Origin of the sequence: Amycolatopsis solani, assembly GCF_033441515.1 — a bacterium.
In the GTDB taxonomy this organism is placed as follows: domain Bacteria; phylum Actinomycetota; class Actinomycetes; order Mycobacteriales; family Pseudonocardiaceae; genus Amycolatopsis; species Amycolatopsis solani.
The window spans coordinates 1,835,329-1,851,059 of the sequence record NZ_JAWQJT010000001.1; the positions used below are offsets into that span (position 1 = coordinate 1,835,329).

The following is a 15,731-nucleotide window of genomic DNA, read 5'->3' on the forward strand; positions in this document are numbered from 1 at the left end:
ATGGACTCGGCGTGTGGCGTCCCACTACGCAGTCCCTAGACGACGAGCCTCCCGCGGCGCGCTGCGCGTGGGTACCCGGAGTCCGCGCACGGAGGTTTGCCGGGGTGGAACAGGCTTCTCTTCTACCTGTTCCCTGGCCGACCGAACGTCCGCACCTACTTTCTACGCCGTGAGCCCGGTCACTTCAAGTGCGCGGATGGGTGCACCGGTACAGAGGCTGGATCGGGTGACACGGGCACCCTGCGCGACGGACAATTCGGGGCTGGGCCAAGCAAAGTCCAGGTCGTGCGGCCGTGTGGGTGGCGGGACGGAGGATTATCGGGACCGACGGCGACGGCTGAGGCCGTACCAGGTCGCTCCGGCGGCCACCGCGCCGACGCCGAGGGCCACGATTCCCGCCGATCGGGTGGGGATCCGGGTGCGCAGCGACATCGGCCGGTCGAACGCCAGGATCGGCCAGCCGCGGTCGAGCGCCTCGCGCCGCAGGAGCTTGTCCGGGTTCACCGCGTGCGGGTGCCCGACCACCTCGAGCAGCGGGATGTCGGTGCTCGAGTCGGTGTAGGCGAAGCACTCGGCGAGGTCGTAACCGTGCGTCGCGGCGAGCTGCTTGGCGGCGACGGCCTTGTTGGCGCCGTAGCAGTAGAAGTCGACTTCGCCGGAGTAGCGGCCGTCGACGATCTGCATCCGCGTCGCGACGCTGCGGGTCGCTCCGAGCATTTCGGCGACGGGCGCGACGACCTCCTCGCCGGTCGCCGAAAGCACGATCACGTCGTGCCCGTCCGCGCGGTGGCGCGCGATCAGTTCCGCCGCTTCCGCGTAGACGAGCGGGTCGACGACGTCGTGCAGGGTTTCGCGGACGATCGCCGAAACCTGGGCGACGTCCCAGCCCGCGCACAGCGCGGAAACCTCGGCGCGCAACCGCTCGGTTTTGTTTTCGTCGGCGCCGGCGAGCGAAAACACCAGCTGCGCGTAGGCGCTTCGCAACGCGGCGCGACGGTTGATCAAACCCTCCCTCAGCAAGGGTTTGCTGAACGCCAGCGCGCTCGACGAAGCGATGATCGTCTTGTCCAGGTCGAAGAACGCGGCGACCGCGTGCTCCGGGCCCGGGTTCCGGATGCGCGACGGCGCACTGCTCGGTTCGGCCACGTCCCCAGGATAAGAGCTTGATCGCGGCGCGTCCCGTTGATCCACCACGGGCGCGCCGCACCGCCGGAAATTCCATGACAGGAAGGCACTTCCGGCGCACCGTGCCGTTACCGAACTGTGTGCCTCGTCCGGCGCGCGAACCGGCACCCGCCGGAGTTACAGTGAGGGAGCCCGGTGTCCAACCGGGCCGGTTCAGTCCGACCCCCCGGGGCTGAACCCACGGCGGCCCCCGTCCCTCCCCCCTGGCGGGGGCCGCCCTCTTACCTTCCGCTTACCTTCGCCGGTTTCTTTTGACTGCGCGGCCTTTTGGCCGGATCGCTGTCTGCGGCGGTTCGCGCGGGTTTCCGCCGCACGTGCGTCGCGGGTGGGCGCGATCCTGCCACAGCCCACCGACAAAACCGGTTCGCGAGCCGGTCCCGCGGCGGAAGTTGTCCACAGCACCCGGGTTGTCCACAGCTCGCCGCCCGACCCGTTGTGCCCCCGTGCCCCCGCCCGCGACGGTGGAAGCCGGGCCACCCACGGCCCGCACCGAAGACGGGGGAGGAACCCATGACGGGGGAACGACCGCTGGTGGTCGCCGCGGACGAAACCGTGCTCGACGAGATTCTGCGCGTGGCCGCGGTGGCGGGCTGCGAGCTGGACCGGGCACCGGACCTGACCGCGGCGCACGGTCACTGGGCCCGCGCGCCCTTGGTGGTCCTCGACGAAGAAGCCGTGCGGCTGCCACCGGCCCTGCCCCGGCGCGGCGGGATCCTCCTGGTCTGCAAGGGCAGCCCGGGCCCGGAGACGTGGCAGCACGCGTTCCGCGGCGGCGTCGAGCGAGTGATCTCGTTGCCGGACGAGGAGACCGAGCTGGCCGGCGCGTTCGCCGACGTCGTCGAGACGAGGGCGGAGGAACCCGGCCTGGTCCTCGGCGTGATCGGCGGCCGAGGCGGCGCGGGCGCGTCCGTCTTCGCGGCGATGCTGGCACTGGCGGCCGACCGGGAACCCGGCGGCGCCCTGCTGGTGGACTGCGACCCACTGGGTGGTGGCCTGGATGTGTTGCTCGGCTTGGAAAAGGCCCCGGGCCCCCGCTGGTCGGACGTGCGACTGACCGGCCGCGTCTCGTTGCCGTCCCTGGCCGCAACCCTCCCACGCAGAAGGCACCGGGGTGGCGGATTGCCGGTGCTGGCGTGCGGCCCCGAGGGCGAAGGCCCCTCGGTCGAATCGTTGTCGGCGGTCCTGTCCGCGGGCCGCCGCTCCGGCCGCACGGTGGTCTGCGACCTCCCCCGCACCCTCACCGACGCAGCCGCGGAAGCGGTGGCGGTCGCCGACCTGGTGGTGCTGGTGGTCCCGGTCGAACTCCGCGCCTGCATGGCGGCGAAGCAGGTCCTGCGCCGCCTGTCGGAACTGACGGCCCGAACCGGCGTCGTCGCATGTGGACGTTCAAGAGCCGAAGCCCCCCAAGCCCACGCGGCCGGCCTACTGGGCCCGCCGCTGCTGGCCTCGATGCCCCCGGAACGCGGCCTCCCGGCAGCAGTCGAGCGAGGCGAGTTCCCCGCCAAATCAACGGGCCCAGTAGCCAAAGCAGCAGCCCGCGTACTGACCACAGCCCGCCGCGAAGCCCGGGCGGCCACCCGATGACCACCCCGACAAGAGTGGGCGACCTCTTCCTCCCCACCCTCCTGACCTTGGCCACCCGCGGCCCGACAAGCACAAAGAATTTCCTGTCCCTACTACCCATCCAGCCACGGCCAACCACCCACACCACAACCGACGCGACCCCACCGGAAACCACCGCGGCCCCACCACCGCCCGGCACCCGCGTCACAGCCCAAACCACCCCAGCCAACCTCCCGACCAAGGCGGCGCGCCCATGACAACCGACTTCGTCGACCGCGTCCGCAACCGCCTCGCCGGCGACCGCCGCCAGGCCGACCCGGTCGCCGTCGCCACCGCCGTCCGCGCCGAAGCCGGCGGCGCGCTCGGCCACAACGCCGTCCTCGACGCGGCCCGCCAAGCCCGCGACGAATTCATCGGCGCCGGCCCGCTGGTCCCGCTCCTCGAAGACCCGGCAACCACGGACGTACTCGTGACGGGCCCGAGCGAAGTCTGGACCGACGGCCCCGCCGGTCTCACCCGCACCACCGTCACCTTCACCAACGAAGAAGCCGTCCGCCGCCTGGCCCAGCGCCTCGCCCTCGCGGCAGGCCGCCGCCTCGACGACGCACAGCCCTATGTGGACGGCTGGCTCCCCGGCTCCGGCCCGCACGGCCGCATCCGCGTCCACGCCGTCCTCCCCCCGATCGCTGCGGCCGGCACCTGCCTGTCCCTCCGCGTCCTCCGCCCGGCCACGCACGACCTCGCCGCACTCCGCGAACTCGGCGCGTTCGACGCCGAAGGCGCGAAGCTGCTGCAGACCGTCGTCTCACGGCGGATGGCGTTCCTCGTCACCGGAGGCACGGGCGCGGGCAAGACCACGCTCCTCGCCGCGCTGCTCGGCGCGGTCGACCCGGGCGAGCGGATCGTCTGCGTCGAGGACGCCGGCGAACTACAACCCGCGCACCCCCAGTTCGTCAGCCTCGTCGCCCGTCCGGCCAATGTGGAGGGTGTGGGCACGGTCGGCCTGCCCGAGCTCGTGCGCCAGGCGCTGCGCATGCGCCCCGACCGGCTGGTGGTCGGCGAGGTCCGCGGCGCCGAGGTCGGCGCGTTGCTCACCGCGCTCAACACGGGCCACGACGGCGGCGCCTGCACCGTCCACGCGAACTCCCCGGCGGAGGTGCCGGCCCGCATCGAGGCACTGGCCGCGCTGGGCGGTCTCCGCCGCGACGCCGTGCACAGCCAGCTGGTCGCGGCGATCCGCGTGGTCCTGCACATGCGACGCGAGCAGGGCGGCCGCCGCCGTCTCGCCGAGGTCGGCGTGCTCCGCGCCGAACACGGCCGGGCCCGGGTGGTGCCGGTGTGGCGGGCCGGCCGCTGGACGATCGACCGCCACCTGTTCACGGCCTCGGGGGCGATCGCGTGCTGAAGGCTTTCCGGTGCGAGCGAAGGAGACGCCGGTGATCACGGCGTGGTTCCCGCTGTGCGTCGGCGCGGCGCTCGCGTGCTGGCCCGCGCCACCGAACCGGCTCCAAGCCGCAGTCGAGCCACCCACGACGCTCCGCGTTCCCGACGTGTGGCGCGTCGCCCGCTGGCTGCTTCCCGCGGCGTTCGTGGGGCTGCTGGCCGGCGTCGCCGGCGCGATCGCCGCCGGCGTCCTGACGCTGGCATGGCGCCAGGAGTGGCGAGCCCACCGGCGCGCCACGGCCGAACTCGCGATGGCCGCGCACACCGCGACCGCCTTGCGGACGATGGTGGCCGAGCTGCGCTCCGGCGCCCACCCCGTGACTGCGGCGGAAGCGGCCGCGGACGTCGTCCCGGCGCTGGCAAACGACCTCCGCACGCTGGCGACGGCAGCCCGGCTCGACAGTGAACTGCGCGCACCGGCCCTGCCAGAACTGGCGGCGGCCTGGACGTTGGGCAAGCGCTACGGCCTGCCGATGGCCGATGTCCTCGACGCAGCCCGACGCGACGCCGAAGCGAGTCTGGCGTTCGCCCGCCGGATGCGCGCGAAGCTGGCCGGTCCCCGGGCGAGCGCGGCGGTGCTCACCGGCCTCCCGGCGCTGTGCCTGCTGCTCGGGCAGGCCATGGGCGCGGCCCCGCTGTCCGTGCTGACCGGGACCACCCCGGGCGGGCTGCTGCTGATCGCCGGCAGCGTCCTGCTCTGGGCCGGAACGGCGTGGTGCCGCGCGCTGACGGGAAAGGTGCGCATCCGATGACCGCGGCGGCACTCGTCCTCGTCGCCGCGGCGCTGCTCAGCTGGCCGGACGACACGGCAGCGCGACGCTTCGGCCGACCTCGCCCCGAGCCCGCCAAGAAGTGGCCCCGCGCGGTAGGACCCATCGCGGCGGCGGTGGGCGGCGTATCGACGGCGGCGTTGATCGGCGGGATGGCCGGGATGACGCTGGGCGCGATCGTGACCGCCACCGGCTGGTGGGCCATCCGCCGCACCCGCCGTCCCCGCGCGCCGACGACGGACATCGCGACCAGGCTCAGGCTCGCGGGAACGCTCGACCTCCTGGCGGCCTGCCTGCGAGCAGGACAACCGGTTCCTTCCGCGCTCGACGCCGTCGCCGAGGCAGCGCCGACCGAAGCGAGCGAGGCACTCCGCTCGACCGCCGGCCTCCTGGCCCTCGGCTCCCGCCCGGAAGAGGCGTGGGAACCGGTGCGAACCACCCCCGGCCTGGCCGAACTGGCGGGCGCGGCCACCCGGACGTCCCGCTCCGGCGCGGCCTTCGCCACGGCGGCCGCCGACCTCGCCGGCCGCTTCCGCGACGAGCTGGCCACCGAAGCGGAGGAGCGCGCCGAACGGGCCGGGGTGGCGCTCGCCCTCCCGGTCGGCGTGTGCTTCCTGCCGGCGTTCTTCTGCCTGGGCGTGCTGCCGGTCGTCCTCGGCCTGGCCGAGCACCTCGGCCCGCTCTTCTGACCACCAGTACCGAAGGGAAGACCCATGCGCCTGTTCACCCGTCGCCGCCCCCGCTCGGACGAGGGCTCGACGACAGTCGAGTACGCGATCGTCACCGTGGCCGTCGCGGCGTTCGCCGCCGTCCTCTACTCACTGCTCACCGGAGACAAAGCGGTCTCGTGGCTGACGGACTTGATCATGAAGGCCTTGACGGTGCCGTCATGACCCGCCGCGACGAAGGCGCGGTGACGGTCGAAGCCGCCCTCGGCTTGGCCGGCCTGACGGTGACAACAGTGCTTCTGGTAGCCGCCCTAACGGCCTTGACTGGCCAACTGCGCTGCACGGACGCAGCCCGCGAAGCAGCGAGACTCCTCTCAAGAGGCCAGCCCGAACAAGCGGCAGCGGCCGTCCACCGGATCGCCCCGGCGGGCGCGAACCTCACGATCGAGCACGCAGGCGACGCGATAACGGTGAAGGTGACAGCCCAACCACCCGGCGGCCTGCTCCCGTCAGTCCACCTGAACGCGACGGCCTACGCGGTGGCCGAGCCGGGCACAGGAACCGAAGATGGCTGACCCCCGGCCACCCGCGGACCGCGGAGCGGCCACCATCTGGACAGCACTGACGGTGGCGGCCCTGACGAGCGTGGCCACCCTGGGCATCTGGCTCGGAGCGGCCACGATCGCCCGCCACCGAGCCGAGACAGCGGCCGACCTGGGAGCGCTGGCAGCGGCCTCCCACGCTGCGGAAGGGCCGGTACAAGCCTGCGAACGCGCCAGGTGGGTAACCGACCGGATGGGAGTAAAGCTCCTGACGTGCCGCTGGCAACGCCTGGACGCCCTGATCGAGGTCGAGTCACCAGCAGGCGGTTTCGCCGGCCTGCCCGGCCCATCAGCCCGAGCCCGCGCCGGCCCCACCGCCCAGCCCCCATGACCCGCGCGCCGCCCACCACGGCAGCCCCCGCCATCCCCACGCCGCGGCGCGCAGCGGCCGGCACCACCCGCGCGCCCCGGCGTGACCGCCCGCTCACGCGGCATGCGTCGGAGCGCCGCAGCTGGCTGCCGGCGCGGGGCGCGGCAATGCTCGCCGACCACCCTGGCTGGCGTGTGGTGGCATCCGCCAGCTACCGGCGGCCGGCGGGCGTGCAGGGATGCCGGCCAGCCGCCCTGGCCGGCTTCGGTACTGGGAGCGCCGGGCCGCCGTGGCGGGCTGCTGCGGGCCGTCCGGTGAGGCCGGTTGCCAGCCATGCCGGCTGCCGTTGCGGCCGGTTGCAAGCCATGCCGACTGCCGTTGCGGCCAATCGGCCATCCCGCGCCTCGCCACGGGCCGCCGCTGCCGCTGCCCGCTCTGGCCGCCGCCAGGCGCCACCGTTCGGCACCGCCCGCCGCCGCTAGGTGGCACCGCCCGCTGTCGCTCGGCACCGGCACCGGCACCGCCACCGCCCGCCGCCGCTGTCGCTCGGCACCGGCACCGGCCGCCGGTGGCCAGTAGCCGGTCACCGGAGCCGATCGGTGGCGCCGGTAATCCTTGCCGTTCGTCCGCGCCGACCGGTCGGTATGCGGCGATAACCGGCACGCTCCCGAGACCCGGCGACGAGCGGCCCATCGTCACGGGCAGCGGTCGTCGGTGCACGGCGAGCGGTCGAACACCCCGCTCACCTGGGCCGAAGAGCTTCGTCACGGCTACCGCCCACCGGCGACAGCACCGGTCTGTCCTGGGGATTCGCACGACGAACGGTCCGTTCACGGTCGCCGTTCGCCGTCGATCCGTGCCTTCGGGTTCGGTCGGGCCGTAGAGATCACGGGGCGTTCATCGCCCCGTAACCACCGGTTGTCGCGTGGGGGTTCCGGGCAATGTGCAACTTGCCGTTAAGTGAGATGTGCGACACCACGGCAGGGTTTAGCGGGTCGCGGAGAACCGGAACCTAAGACAGGAAAGACAATGTTGGACGCGAATTGGCCGGACAGCTGGCGAGGTGCCTTCCGCATCGAACTGCGGGCGGAGGCGATCGGACTCGCTTGGCGTGGCTGGCCGGTGCTCCCGGGCGTCAACCCCGCTCCGCTCACCGAGGCCGACGACCTCACCTGGCGCCGTCCGGTGCCGGCGAGTGACGCCTGGCGCGAGCAGATCGGGGCCCACGCCCACGAGGTCGCCACCTGGTTCTCCGACCGCACCCACAGCCTGCTCGTCGCGACCGGCACCGTGCTCGACGCCATCGAGGTCGACGACGAACTCGGCAAGCGCGCCTGCCGCCTGCTCCGCGCCCTCGGTCACCCCGCGCCGATCATCGCGCTGCCGAACGGCCGCTGGCTCTTCCTGACCACCGTCGCCGACCGCTTGCCGGCCGAGCTGGCGTCCCGCGCCGCCATCAAGTGGCACGGCAAGGACAGCTACATCCCGCTGCCGCCGTCTCCGTTCCAGCACGGTGTCGTGCACTGGCGCGTCAAGCCCGAGGTGTGCGGCTGGCAGCTGCCGGACGCCGCCGAGGTGCACGACGTGCTCGTGCGTGCGCTGGCCGGTGCCGAAGCTCCGCAGCTGGTTCAGACCACCGCGGCCTGAACCACCCGAACCACCGCCCTCGGCCGGTCCCAGCCCGGCCGAGGCGGAGCAGGACACAACTCCATGAACCACCAAGTGGCCGTTCTAGCTCCCGTGTTGACGCAACGCCCCGAGCACGGTTTCCAGAACGGCCACCGCACCCGCCTTGTCCAGCGGATCGTTGCCGTTCCCGCACTTCGGCGACTGGACGCAGGACGGGCATCCCGTCGGGCACTCGCAGGAGACGATCGCCTCCCGCGTTGCGGCCAGCCACGGGACAATCGCGGCATAACCGCGTTCGGCAAATCCCGCACCCCCGGGATGGCCGTCATGCACGAACACCGTCGCCTCCCCGGTGTCTTCGTGCCACGCGGTACTCACCCCGCCGATGTCCCAGCGGTCGCACGTAGCGAACAGCGGTAGCAGGCCGATCGCCGCGTGCTCGGCGGCATGCAGGGCACCGGGGACCAGTGCCGGAACCAATCCGGCACCCCCCGGTGTCCTGCCACCCTCGTGAGCGGGCCCCCGACCGCTCGCCAGGGTTTCCTCCCCGGTCCCCACCGGCCCCGCAGATTCGGTCCCCACCCGATGGCCCCCGGTCCCCGCCTCGCCATCGACAGCAGAACCGCCGAGCAACTCGGCGGAAACGGTGTACCAGACCGCCCGCGTGCGCAGGCTCTGCTCCGGCAGGTCGAGCGGCGTGTGGTCCAGCACCTCCCCGGACGGCCGGCGTCGCAGGTACCCGACGACCTGCGACGTCACGGCCACCTCGCCGAGGCAGACGCTCACCCCGCCGAAGTCCTGCTTCTCCTGGGTGCTCAGCACCGAGATGTCCACGATCTCGCGCGGTGTCGTCGTCCAGTCCGGATTCTCCGCGTGCACCAGCGCCAGCCCGGTCTCCAGGTCGAGCTCGTCGACGACGTATGACGAACCCTGGTGCAGGTACACCGCGCCGGGGTGGACGGCGAAGCACGCCGAGCCCGGGTCGACCGTACCCAGCATCCGGCCGGAGTCCGATTCGACGACGGCGATCTGCTCGCCGCCCGTGCCGCGGATCCCGACCTCGGCGTGCGGCCGGTCCCGCGACGTCCAGTACCAGCCGCTCGACCGGCGCCGCAGCAGCTTCTGCTCCGCCAGTTCGGTCAGCACTTCGCGCGCCGCCTCGCCGCCGAACACCTCCAGCTCGGCCAGCGTCAGCGGCAACTCGGCCACGGCGCACGCGAGCTGCGGCGCCAGCACGTACGGGTTCGCCGGATCCAGCACCGCCGTCTCCACCGGCCGCTCGAGCAGCGCCGCCGGGTGGTGCACCAGGTAGGTGTCGAGCGGGTCGTCCCGCGCGACGAACACGACCAGCGCGGAATCGCCGGACCGGCCCGCGCGCCCGGCCTGCTGCCAGAACGACGCGAGCGTGCCCGGGTAGCCGGCCAGCACGACCGCGTCCAGCCCGGCGATGTCGACGCCCAGCTCCAACGCGTTCGTCGTCGCGACACCCAGCAACCGCCCCGACAGCAACGCCGCTTCGAGGGCGCGACGCTCCTCGGGAAGATAGCCGGACCGGTACGCCGCAACGGTTTCCGCCAACGCCGGGTCCACTTCGGACAGTATGCGACGCGCACCCAGCGCGGCCAGCTCCGCACCGCGCCGCGACCGGATGAACGCCAGCGACCGCGCCCCTTCGACGACGAGATCGGCGAGGATCCGCGACGTCTCGGCGCCGGCCGAACGCCGGACCGGCGCGCCGTTCTCCCCGGTCAATTCCTCCAGCAGCGGCGGTTCCCACAACACGACCGTGCGGGCTCCCCGCGGAGAGGCGTCGTCCGTCACGGCGACGCAAGGCACCCCCGTCAGCCGCGAAGCGAACGAAGCAGGCGAAGCCGTTGTCGCCGACGCGAGCACGAACACCGGCGAAGCGCCGTAGTGCTCGGCCACCCGCCGCAGCCGGCGCAGCAGCAAGGCGACGTGCGAGCCGAACACCCCGCGGTAGCTGTGGCACTCGTCGACCACCACGCAGCTGAGCCGCCGGAAGAACGACGCCCACCGCCCGTGCGCCGAGAGGATCCCGCGGTGCAGCATGTCCGGATTCGTGAACACCCAGTTCGCGTGCGCACGCACCCAGTCGCGCTCCGCCATCGGGGTGTCGCCGTCGAACGACGCCGCGCGCACGCCCGGGACGTCCAAAGAGGACACCGACCGCAGCTGGTCCGCGCCCAGCGCCTTGGTCGGCGACAGGTACAGCGCGTTCGCCTTCTCGCCCGCGGCCAGCCGCGACAGTACCGGCAGCTGGTACGCCAGCGACTTGCCCGACGCCGTGCCGGTCGAAATCACGACGTGACGACCCTCGTACGCGTGCGAAGCCGCCTCGGCCTGATGCGCCCAAGGAGCCGAAACGCCGCAGTTACTCAGCGCAGCGACGACCGCCGGATCGGCCCACGGCGGCCACTCTGCGTAACCCGCCGCGCGACCCGGGAGGTCCGCTACGTGCGTGACCGGGTTCTCGCGCGAAGGGATGCCGGCGGTCACCCGCCCCAGCAGCCGCCGCCCTCTCGAGTCCTCCACCAGCTGAGCTTGGCACAGGGGTACGACAGTTCTCGCATCCCCAACTGCGCCAACGGATCGGCGGAAGGGTGATCGATCAAGTGAGGAGGCTCACAAGGTAACGGAATGTGCCGTCACCGGGACGGCGTGAAGACGCTGGTTGCGATACCAATACACTCCCGCAATCCACACCCTCTGTGGTGAGCGTCATGTGAGACGTGCATTGCGTCCCGGCTAGCGTGTCGCTCGGTACAGGGTCCATGCCAGCGTCGGCCGTGTCGAACCCTCGGCTTGCCGTCGACGCTGGCGATCGGCGACGTCTCCTGGAGGACGAATGTCACGGCAATTCCTCGCGGAGGGCGCGAACATCACGCTCTCCGGAGGTGGCTACACGATTGTCGGTGTAGTCGCCGTGGTCGCGCTTGCCGCACTCGTCATCGGCTACGTCCTGCTCAAGGAGGTGCTGGCCGCAGGCCAGGGCACCGCCAAGATGCAGGACATCGCCAAGGCGGTGCAAGAAGGCGCGGCCGCATACCTGAAGCGCCAGCGGAACACCCTCGCCATCTTCGGCGTGATCGTGTTCCTCTTGCTCTTCGCACTTCCCGCCGACGACTGGAACGAGAAGATCGGCCGCTCGATCTTCTTCCTGGTCGGTGCGGCGTTCTCGTTCGCGATCGGCTACCTCGGCATGTGGCTGGCCACGCAGGCGAACCTGCGCGTGGCCGCCGCGTCGCGCGAGGAAGGCGGCCGCGAGACGGCCATGCGCGTCGCGTTCCGCACCGGTGGCGTCGTCGGCATGATCACCGTCGGCCTCGGCCTGTTCGGTGCCGCGGTCGTCGTGCTCGTCTACACCGGCCAGGCGCCGAAGGTGCTCGAAGGCTTCGGCTTCGGTGCCGCCCTGATCGCGATGTTCATGCGTGTCGGCGGCGGTATCTTCACCAAGGCCGCGGACGTCGGCGCGGACCTGGTCGGCAAGGTCGAGCAGGGCATCCCGGAGGACGACCCGCGCAACGCCGCCACCATCGCGGACAACGTGGGTGACAACGTCGGCGACTGCGCCGGCATGGCCGCGGACCTCTTCGAGTCCTACGCCGTCATGCTGGTCGCCGCCCTGATCCTGGGCAGCACCGCCTTCGGCGTGCACGGCCTGATCTTCCCGCTCATCGTGCCGGCCATCGGTGTCATCACCGCGGTCATCGGTGTCTACATCACCAAGGCGCGCCCGGGCGAGGGTGGTCTGGTCACGATCAACCGCTCGTTCTACATCTCCGCGGTGATCTCCGCCGTCCTGTCGGCGATCGCGGCGTTCGTGTACCTGCCGAGCAGCTTCTCCGACTTCGGCGCGGGCTACGAGAACTCGGGCAACCCGGCGGTCATCGCGACCATCGCGGTGATCATCGGCATCGTGCTGGCCGCGGTCATCCTGAAGCTGACCGGCTACTACACCGGCACCGAGTACAAGCCGGTCAAGGACGTCGGCCAGACGTCGGAAACCGGTGCGGCGACGGTCATCCTGTCCGGTATCTCGATCGGCTTCGAGTCCGCCGTCTACACCGCGCTCGTCATCGGCGCGGCGGTCTTCGGCGCGTACCTGCTCGGTGGCGGCGTCGCGCTGTTCGCCGTCGCGCTGGCCGGTACCGGCCTGCTGACCACCGTCGGCGTCATCGTCGCGATGGACACCTTCGGCCCGGTTTCGGACAACGCGCAGGGCATCGCCGAGATGTCGGGCGACGTCGACGAGAAGGCCGCGCAGATCCTCACGGAGCTGGACGCGGTGGGCAACACCACCAAGGCCATCACCAAGGGCATCGCGATCGCGACGGCCGTCCTCGCGGCGACCGCGCTCTTCGGCTCCTACTCGGACGCGATCACGAAGACGCTCGCGGGCATGGGCAACGGCGTGGTCACCGGCCTCGATGCGGCCAAGTCGTTCGTCAACGAGGTCGTCAGCCCGAACACGCTGGTCGGCGTGATCATCGGTGCGGCCGTCGTGTTCATGTTCTCGGGTCTCGCCGTCAACGCGGTTTCCCGCGCGGCCGGCGCGGTGGTCTACGAAGTCCGCCGCCAGTTCCGCGACATCCCGGGCATCATGGAGGGCACCACCCGCCCCGAGTACGGCAAGGTCGTCGACATCGTCACGCGCGACTCGCTGCGTGAGCTGACGACGCCGGGTCTGCTGGCGGTCTTCGCCCCGATCGCGGTCGGCTTCGGCCTCGGCACCGGCGCGCTCGCCGGTTACCTGGCCGGCGCGATCGCCTGCGGCACCCTGATGGCGATCTTCCTCGCCAACTCCGGTGGCGCGTGGGACAACGCGAAGAAGCTGGTCGAGGACGGCAACCACGGTGGCAAGGGCTCGTCCGCGCACGAGGCCACCATCATCGGTGACACCGTGGGTGACCCGTTCAAGGACACCGCCGGCCCGGCGATCAACCCGCTGATCAAGGTGATGAACCTGGTCTCGGTGCTGATCGCGCCCGCCGTCGTGCAGTTCTCGATCGGCCCGGACCAGAACACCGCGGTGCGGATCATCATCTCGCTCGTCGCGGTCGCCGTGATCGTGGCGGCGATCGTGGTCTCGAAGCGCCGGGGGACGGTCCTGTCCGACACCCCGACGGAGATCAAGGCCTGACGCACACCGTCCCCGGGCCCGGCACGCAGCGTCGCGTGCCGGGCCCGGGGCGTGTCGGGACATCCCACACAGGCACGGCGACTTGCGAAGCGGTGCCGAGTCGGTACCGTCGGCCCTTCCGGGACGTCGTCGAGCAGGAGGTGCACAGGTGCGGCCGCGGTCAACCGTTTTCGCCGCCCTGACCGCAACGATCACGATCGGCCTCGCCGGGTGCGGGCAATCCGCCACGCAGTCCCCGGCGCGGGACCAGGGTCTGTCGGTGACGACCGTGGTGCCGCAGGCCGATCCGGCGGCGAGATGGGCGGACGGCTACTGCGGCGCGGTGACCCACCTGGTCCGCGCGCTGGCGGAGTTGCCGACCGTCGACCCGAGCACGCCGCAGCAGGCTTCCCTGACGTCCAGCGACCTGCTGTCCTCGGTGGTCGGCGGGCTGGACCAGAGTCTCGCCGGGCTGAACGCGCTCGGCGCCCCACCGGTGCCGTCGGCGGACGGCGGCCGCGCGGACGTCATCGGGCAGTTCACCGAGATCCGCGAACAGGCCGAGAAGGCGCGTCAGCGCATCGACGCCGTCCGCGGCGACGCGACGGCCACGAAGGCCGCTCTCGGCGAGGCCAGGGCGACGCTCGACCGCATCGACGCGCTCGACTACCTCAAGGGCCTCAAGGGTGTTCCGGCCCTGGCGGCGGCGGAGCTGCGCGCCCCGGCCTGCCAGCAGCTGGATCAACCGCCTGGCTGAAGATCGCGTCGAGTACTGCCGCGAATCGAACTTGTGTTCTAGTATGGCGCGGTGGATCGGACGATCTCGCTCTTCTCCGCCGAGGCCAGTGGGCCGGGTCTGGGCGACCTGGCCGGCCTGCTGTGCTGCCACGGCCAGATCACCGGCTTCGGGCGCACCGCCGCCCGGCTGTCGGTGGTCGTCGAGGAGCCGTGGCGCGCGCACGTCCTGGCGCGGGAGTTCCGCTGCCGCGGCGCGGACGCGCAGGTCTCGAAGGCCGACTGCGGCCGCCCGCAGGTGCGCACGTCGTTCCGGGTCGACCTGCTCCCGCTGGCGCTGCGGTGGCTGCGTGAGGGCTGCGCGGGCCCGGTCGAGGACGACTCGGGCAAGGCGGTGCCGGACGGCTTCCGGCTGAGCGGCGCGATGCTGCGGATGTGGGCGCTGGCCAGTGGCCGCCCCGGCACGCAGGGCTACCTGCTCGGCGTCGACCCGCTCGCGCCGACCATGCACGAGCGGCTGGTCGATGCGTTGACGCCGTTGGGGGTCGCGGCGAAGCTGACCGGCCCGAAGGCCGAGGTCCCGGCCGTCAAGGTCACCGGAAAACGCCGCATGGAGGCGCTGCTGGAACTGATCGGGGAGCCGCCGCCGGGTGCCGAAGCGGCGTGGCCGGGCGCGGAGCCGCTGCCGGTCCCGCACCCGGAGGCCGTGACGAGCACGGCCTGACCGGGTGCGAGAGCCGCGTCAGGGCCGGGGCAGCGTGCAGCCGGACTGGGTGAGCGCGATTTCGTTGGCCGGGGTGAGGCACGCGGGGATGCCGTAGGTTTCCTGGCCGTAGTTCGTCTTGTAGTGCACGGTGACGTTGCCGGCCTGGTCGACCTCGCACGGGTTGTTGTCCGTGCAGCGCGCGCCGTCCTCGTTGCCGGTGTTGTTGACGCCGACGACCTTGCCGCCGGAGACGATCGGCGAGCCCGACGTGCCGCCGATGGTCTGGCAGGCGGAGGTGTAGCGGATCGAGTCCTTCCAGGTCCAGCTGCCCTCCTTCAGCCGGTACACGAAGCCGTCGACGTTGCAGGAGTAGATGCGCTTCCAGTAGCCGGAGACGACGTCGATCGCCGCGCCGGCCGTCGGGTGGGCGTTCGACAGCTCGAGCGGCGAGATCCCGTAGCTCGACTTGATCTGCGCGTAGGTGGTGGTGAGCTGGTAGAGCGACACGTCGGTGTCGGTCATCGTGCCGTAGACGATCTTCTTGGCGCGCAGCGTCGCCGTGTTGCCGCCACTGGCGTTGAGCAGCGTGAACGTCCGGCTGGACGACCGGTTGGTGATCACCTGGCCGGGGGCGGGGAAGCCGGTCTCGAGGCAGTGGCCGTTGGACATGACGAGCGCGGGTGCGGTGTCCGGCGTCGCCGCCGGTTTGACCACCGAACCCGAACAGTTGGACAGGGCTACCGTGCCGGCGAAGTTCGCCGCGGCCGCGCTCGCCGGAGTGGTCCCCAGTAATACTGTGGCGGTCGCGGCGGTGAGCAGGGCGCCGAGGAGGCGTCGGGTCATGGCGGATCCTTTCGGCTGGACGGGGAAACCAGTGAAGCGTTGACGTCCCCACGCCCACCACCGTCGAACGGAGGGTATCCGGACGGTCACGCGCTAGGCTGCGCGGGACGTGGCCGAAATCACGTGGCAGGTACGTT

At 71.8% G+C, this 15,731-nt stretch carries 14 protein-coding genes; 11 read left to right on the forward strand and 3 right to left on the reverse strand.

All coding sequences use genetic code 11. The features are described from left to right. Positions 1-315: 315 nt before the first annotated feature. Positions 316-1,146 carry an HAD family hydrolase gene (locus tag SD460_RS09240; RefSeq protein WP_290053023.1) on the reverse strand — a complete coding sequence of 277 codons (831 nt, stop codon included), beginning with the start codon at positions 1,144-1,146 and terminating at the stop codon, positions 316-318. A gap of 549 nt (positions 1,147-1,695) precedes the next feature. Between SD460_RS09240 and ssd the strand changes: the two genes are divergently transcribed. The 8 genes from ssd (at position 1,696) to SD460_RS09280 (ending at position 8,188) form a co-directional block, all read left to right on the forward strand. Beyond that, a complete protein-coding gene (gene ssd / locus SD460_RS09245; protein WP_318306066.1) occupies positions 1,696-2,769 on the forward strand; it encodes a septum site-determining protein Ssd in 1,074 nt (357 codons plus the stop codon). Positions 2,770-3,001: 232 nt separating this feature from the next. Further along, the gene (locus tag SD460_RS09250; protein WP_290053026.1) at positions 3,002-4,153 is read left to right on the forward strand and encodes a TadA family conjugal transfer-associated ATPase; all 1,152 of its coding nucleotides are present in this window, start codon (positions 3,002-3,004) and stop codon (positions 4,151-4,153) included. A gap of 31 nt (positions 4,154-4,184) precedes the next feature. Next, positions 4,185-4,943: a type II secretion system F family protein gene (locus SD460_RS09255; protein WP_290053028.1), complete on the forward strand. Its 759-nt coding sequence runs from the start codon at positions 4,185-4,187 to the stop codon at positions 4,941-4,943. Further along, positions 4,940-5,650 carry a type II secretion system F family protein gene (locus SD460_RS09260; RefSeq protein WP_290053030.1) on the forward strand — a complete coding sequence of 237 codons (711 nt, stop codon included), beginning with the start codon at positions 4,940-4,942 and terminating at the stop codon, positions 5,648-5,650. The genes SD460_RS09255 and SD460_RS09260 overlap by 4 nt, the downstream gene beginning before the upstream one ends. Before the next feature lie 24 nt (positions 5,651-5,674). Next, positions 5,675-5,854 carry a DUF4244 domain-containing protein gene (locus tag SD460_RS09265; protein ID WP_290053032.1) on the forward strand — a complete coding sequence of 60 codons (180 nt, stop codon included), beginning with the start codon at positions 5,675-5,677 and terminating at the stop codon, positions 5,852-5,854. Continuing rightward, the gene (locus SD460_RS09270) at positions 5,851-6,204 is read left to right on the forward strand and encodes a TadE family type IV pilus minor pilin (protein ID WP_290053034.1); all 354 of its coding nucleotides are present in this window, start codon (positions 5,851-5,853) and stop codon (positions 6,202-6,204) included. The genes SD460_RS09265 and SD460_RS09270 overlap by 4 nt, the downstream gene beginning before the upstream one ends. Beyond that, the gene (locus SD460_RS09275) at positions 6,197-6,562 is read left to right on the forward strand and encodes an Rv3654c family TadE-like protein (protein WP_290053035.1); all 366 of its coding nucleotides are present in this window, start codon (positions 6,197-6,199) and stop codon (positions 6,560-6,562) included. The genes SD460_RS09270 and SD460_RS09275 overlap by 8 nt, the downstream gene beginning before the upstream one ends. 1,008 nt (positions 6,563-7,570) lie before the next feature. Next, the gene (locus tag SD460_RS09280; protein WP_290056024.1) at positions 7,571-8,188 is read left to right on the forward strand and encodes a bifunctional DNA primase/polymerase; all 618 of its coding nucleotides are present in this window, start codon (positions 7,571-7,573) and stop codon (positions 8,186-8,188) included. A gap of 84 nt (positions 8,189-8,272) precedes the next feature. Here the strand turns inward: SD460_RS09280 and SD460_RS09285 are convergent, their stop codons facing one another. Further along, positions 8,273-10,687 carry a DEAD/DEAH box helicase gene (locus SD460_RS09285; RefSeq protein WP_290056050.1) on the reverse strand — a complete coding sequence of 805 codons (2,415 nt, stop codon included), beginning with the start codon at positions 10,685-10,687 and terminating at the stop codon, positions 8,273-8,275. A gap of 349 nt (positions 10,688-11,036) precedes the next feature. Here SD460_RS09285 and SD460_RS09290 point away from each other — a divergent pair, with 349 nt between their 5' ends. The 3 genes from SD460_RS09290 to SD460_RS09300 all read left to right on the forward strand — a co-directional run bounded on the left by SD460_RS09290 (position 11,037) and on the right by SD460_RS09300 (position 14,769). Then, positions 11,037-13,331, forward strand: a complete 2,295-nt coding sequence (locus SD460_RS09290; protein WP_290056025.1) for a sodium-translocating pyrophosphatase — start codon at positions 11,037-11,039, stop codon at positions 13,329-13,331. 148 nt (positions 13,332-13,479) lie between these two features. Continuing rightward, positions 13,480-14,067: a hypothetical protein gene (locus SD460_RS09295; protein ID WP_290056026.1), complete on the forward strand. Its 588-nt coding sequence runs from the start codon at positions 13,480-13,482 to the stop codon at positions 14,065-14,067. A 51-nt stretch (positions 14,068-14,118) separates the two neighbouring features. Continuing rightward, entirely contained in the window at positions 14,119-14,769 is a 651-nt protein-coding gene (locus SD460_RS09300; protein ID WP_290056027.1) for a hypothetical protein, read from the forward strand. An 18-nt stretch (positions 14,770-14,787) separates the two neighbouring features. Here SD460_RS09300 and SD460_RS09305 read toward each other — a convergent pair whose 3' ends face one another. After that, entirely contained in the window at positions 14,788-15,594 is an 807-nt protein-coding gene (locus tag SD460_RS09305) for a S1 family peptidase (protein WP_290056028.1), read from the reverse strand. Positions 15,595-15,731 lie beyond the last annotated feature (137 nt).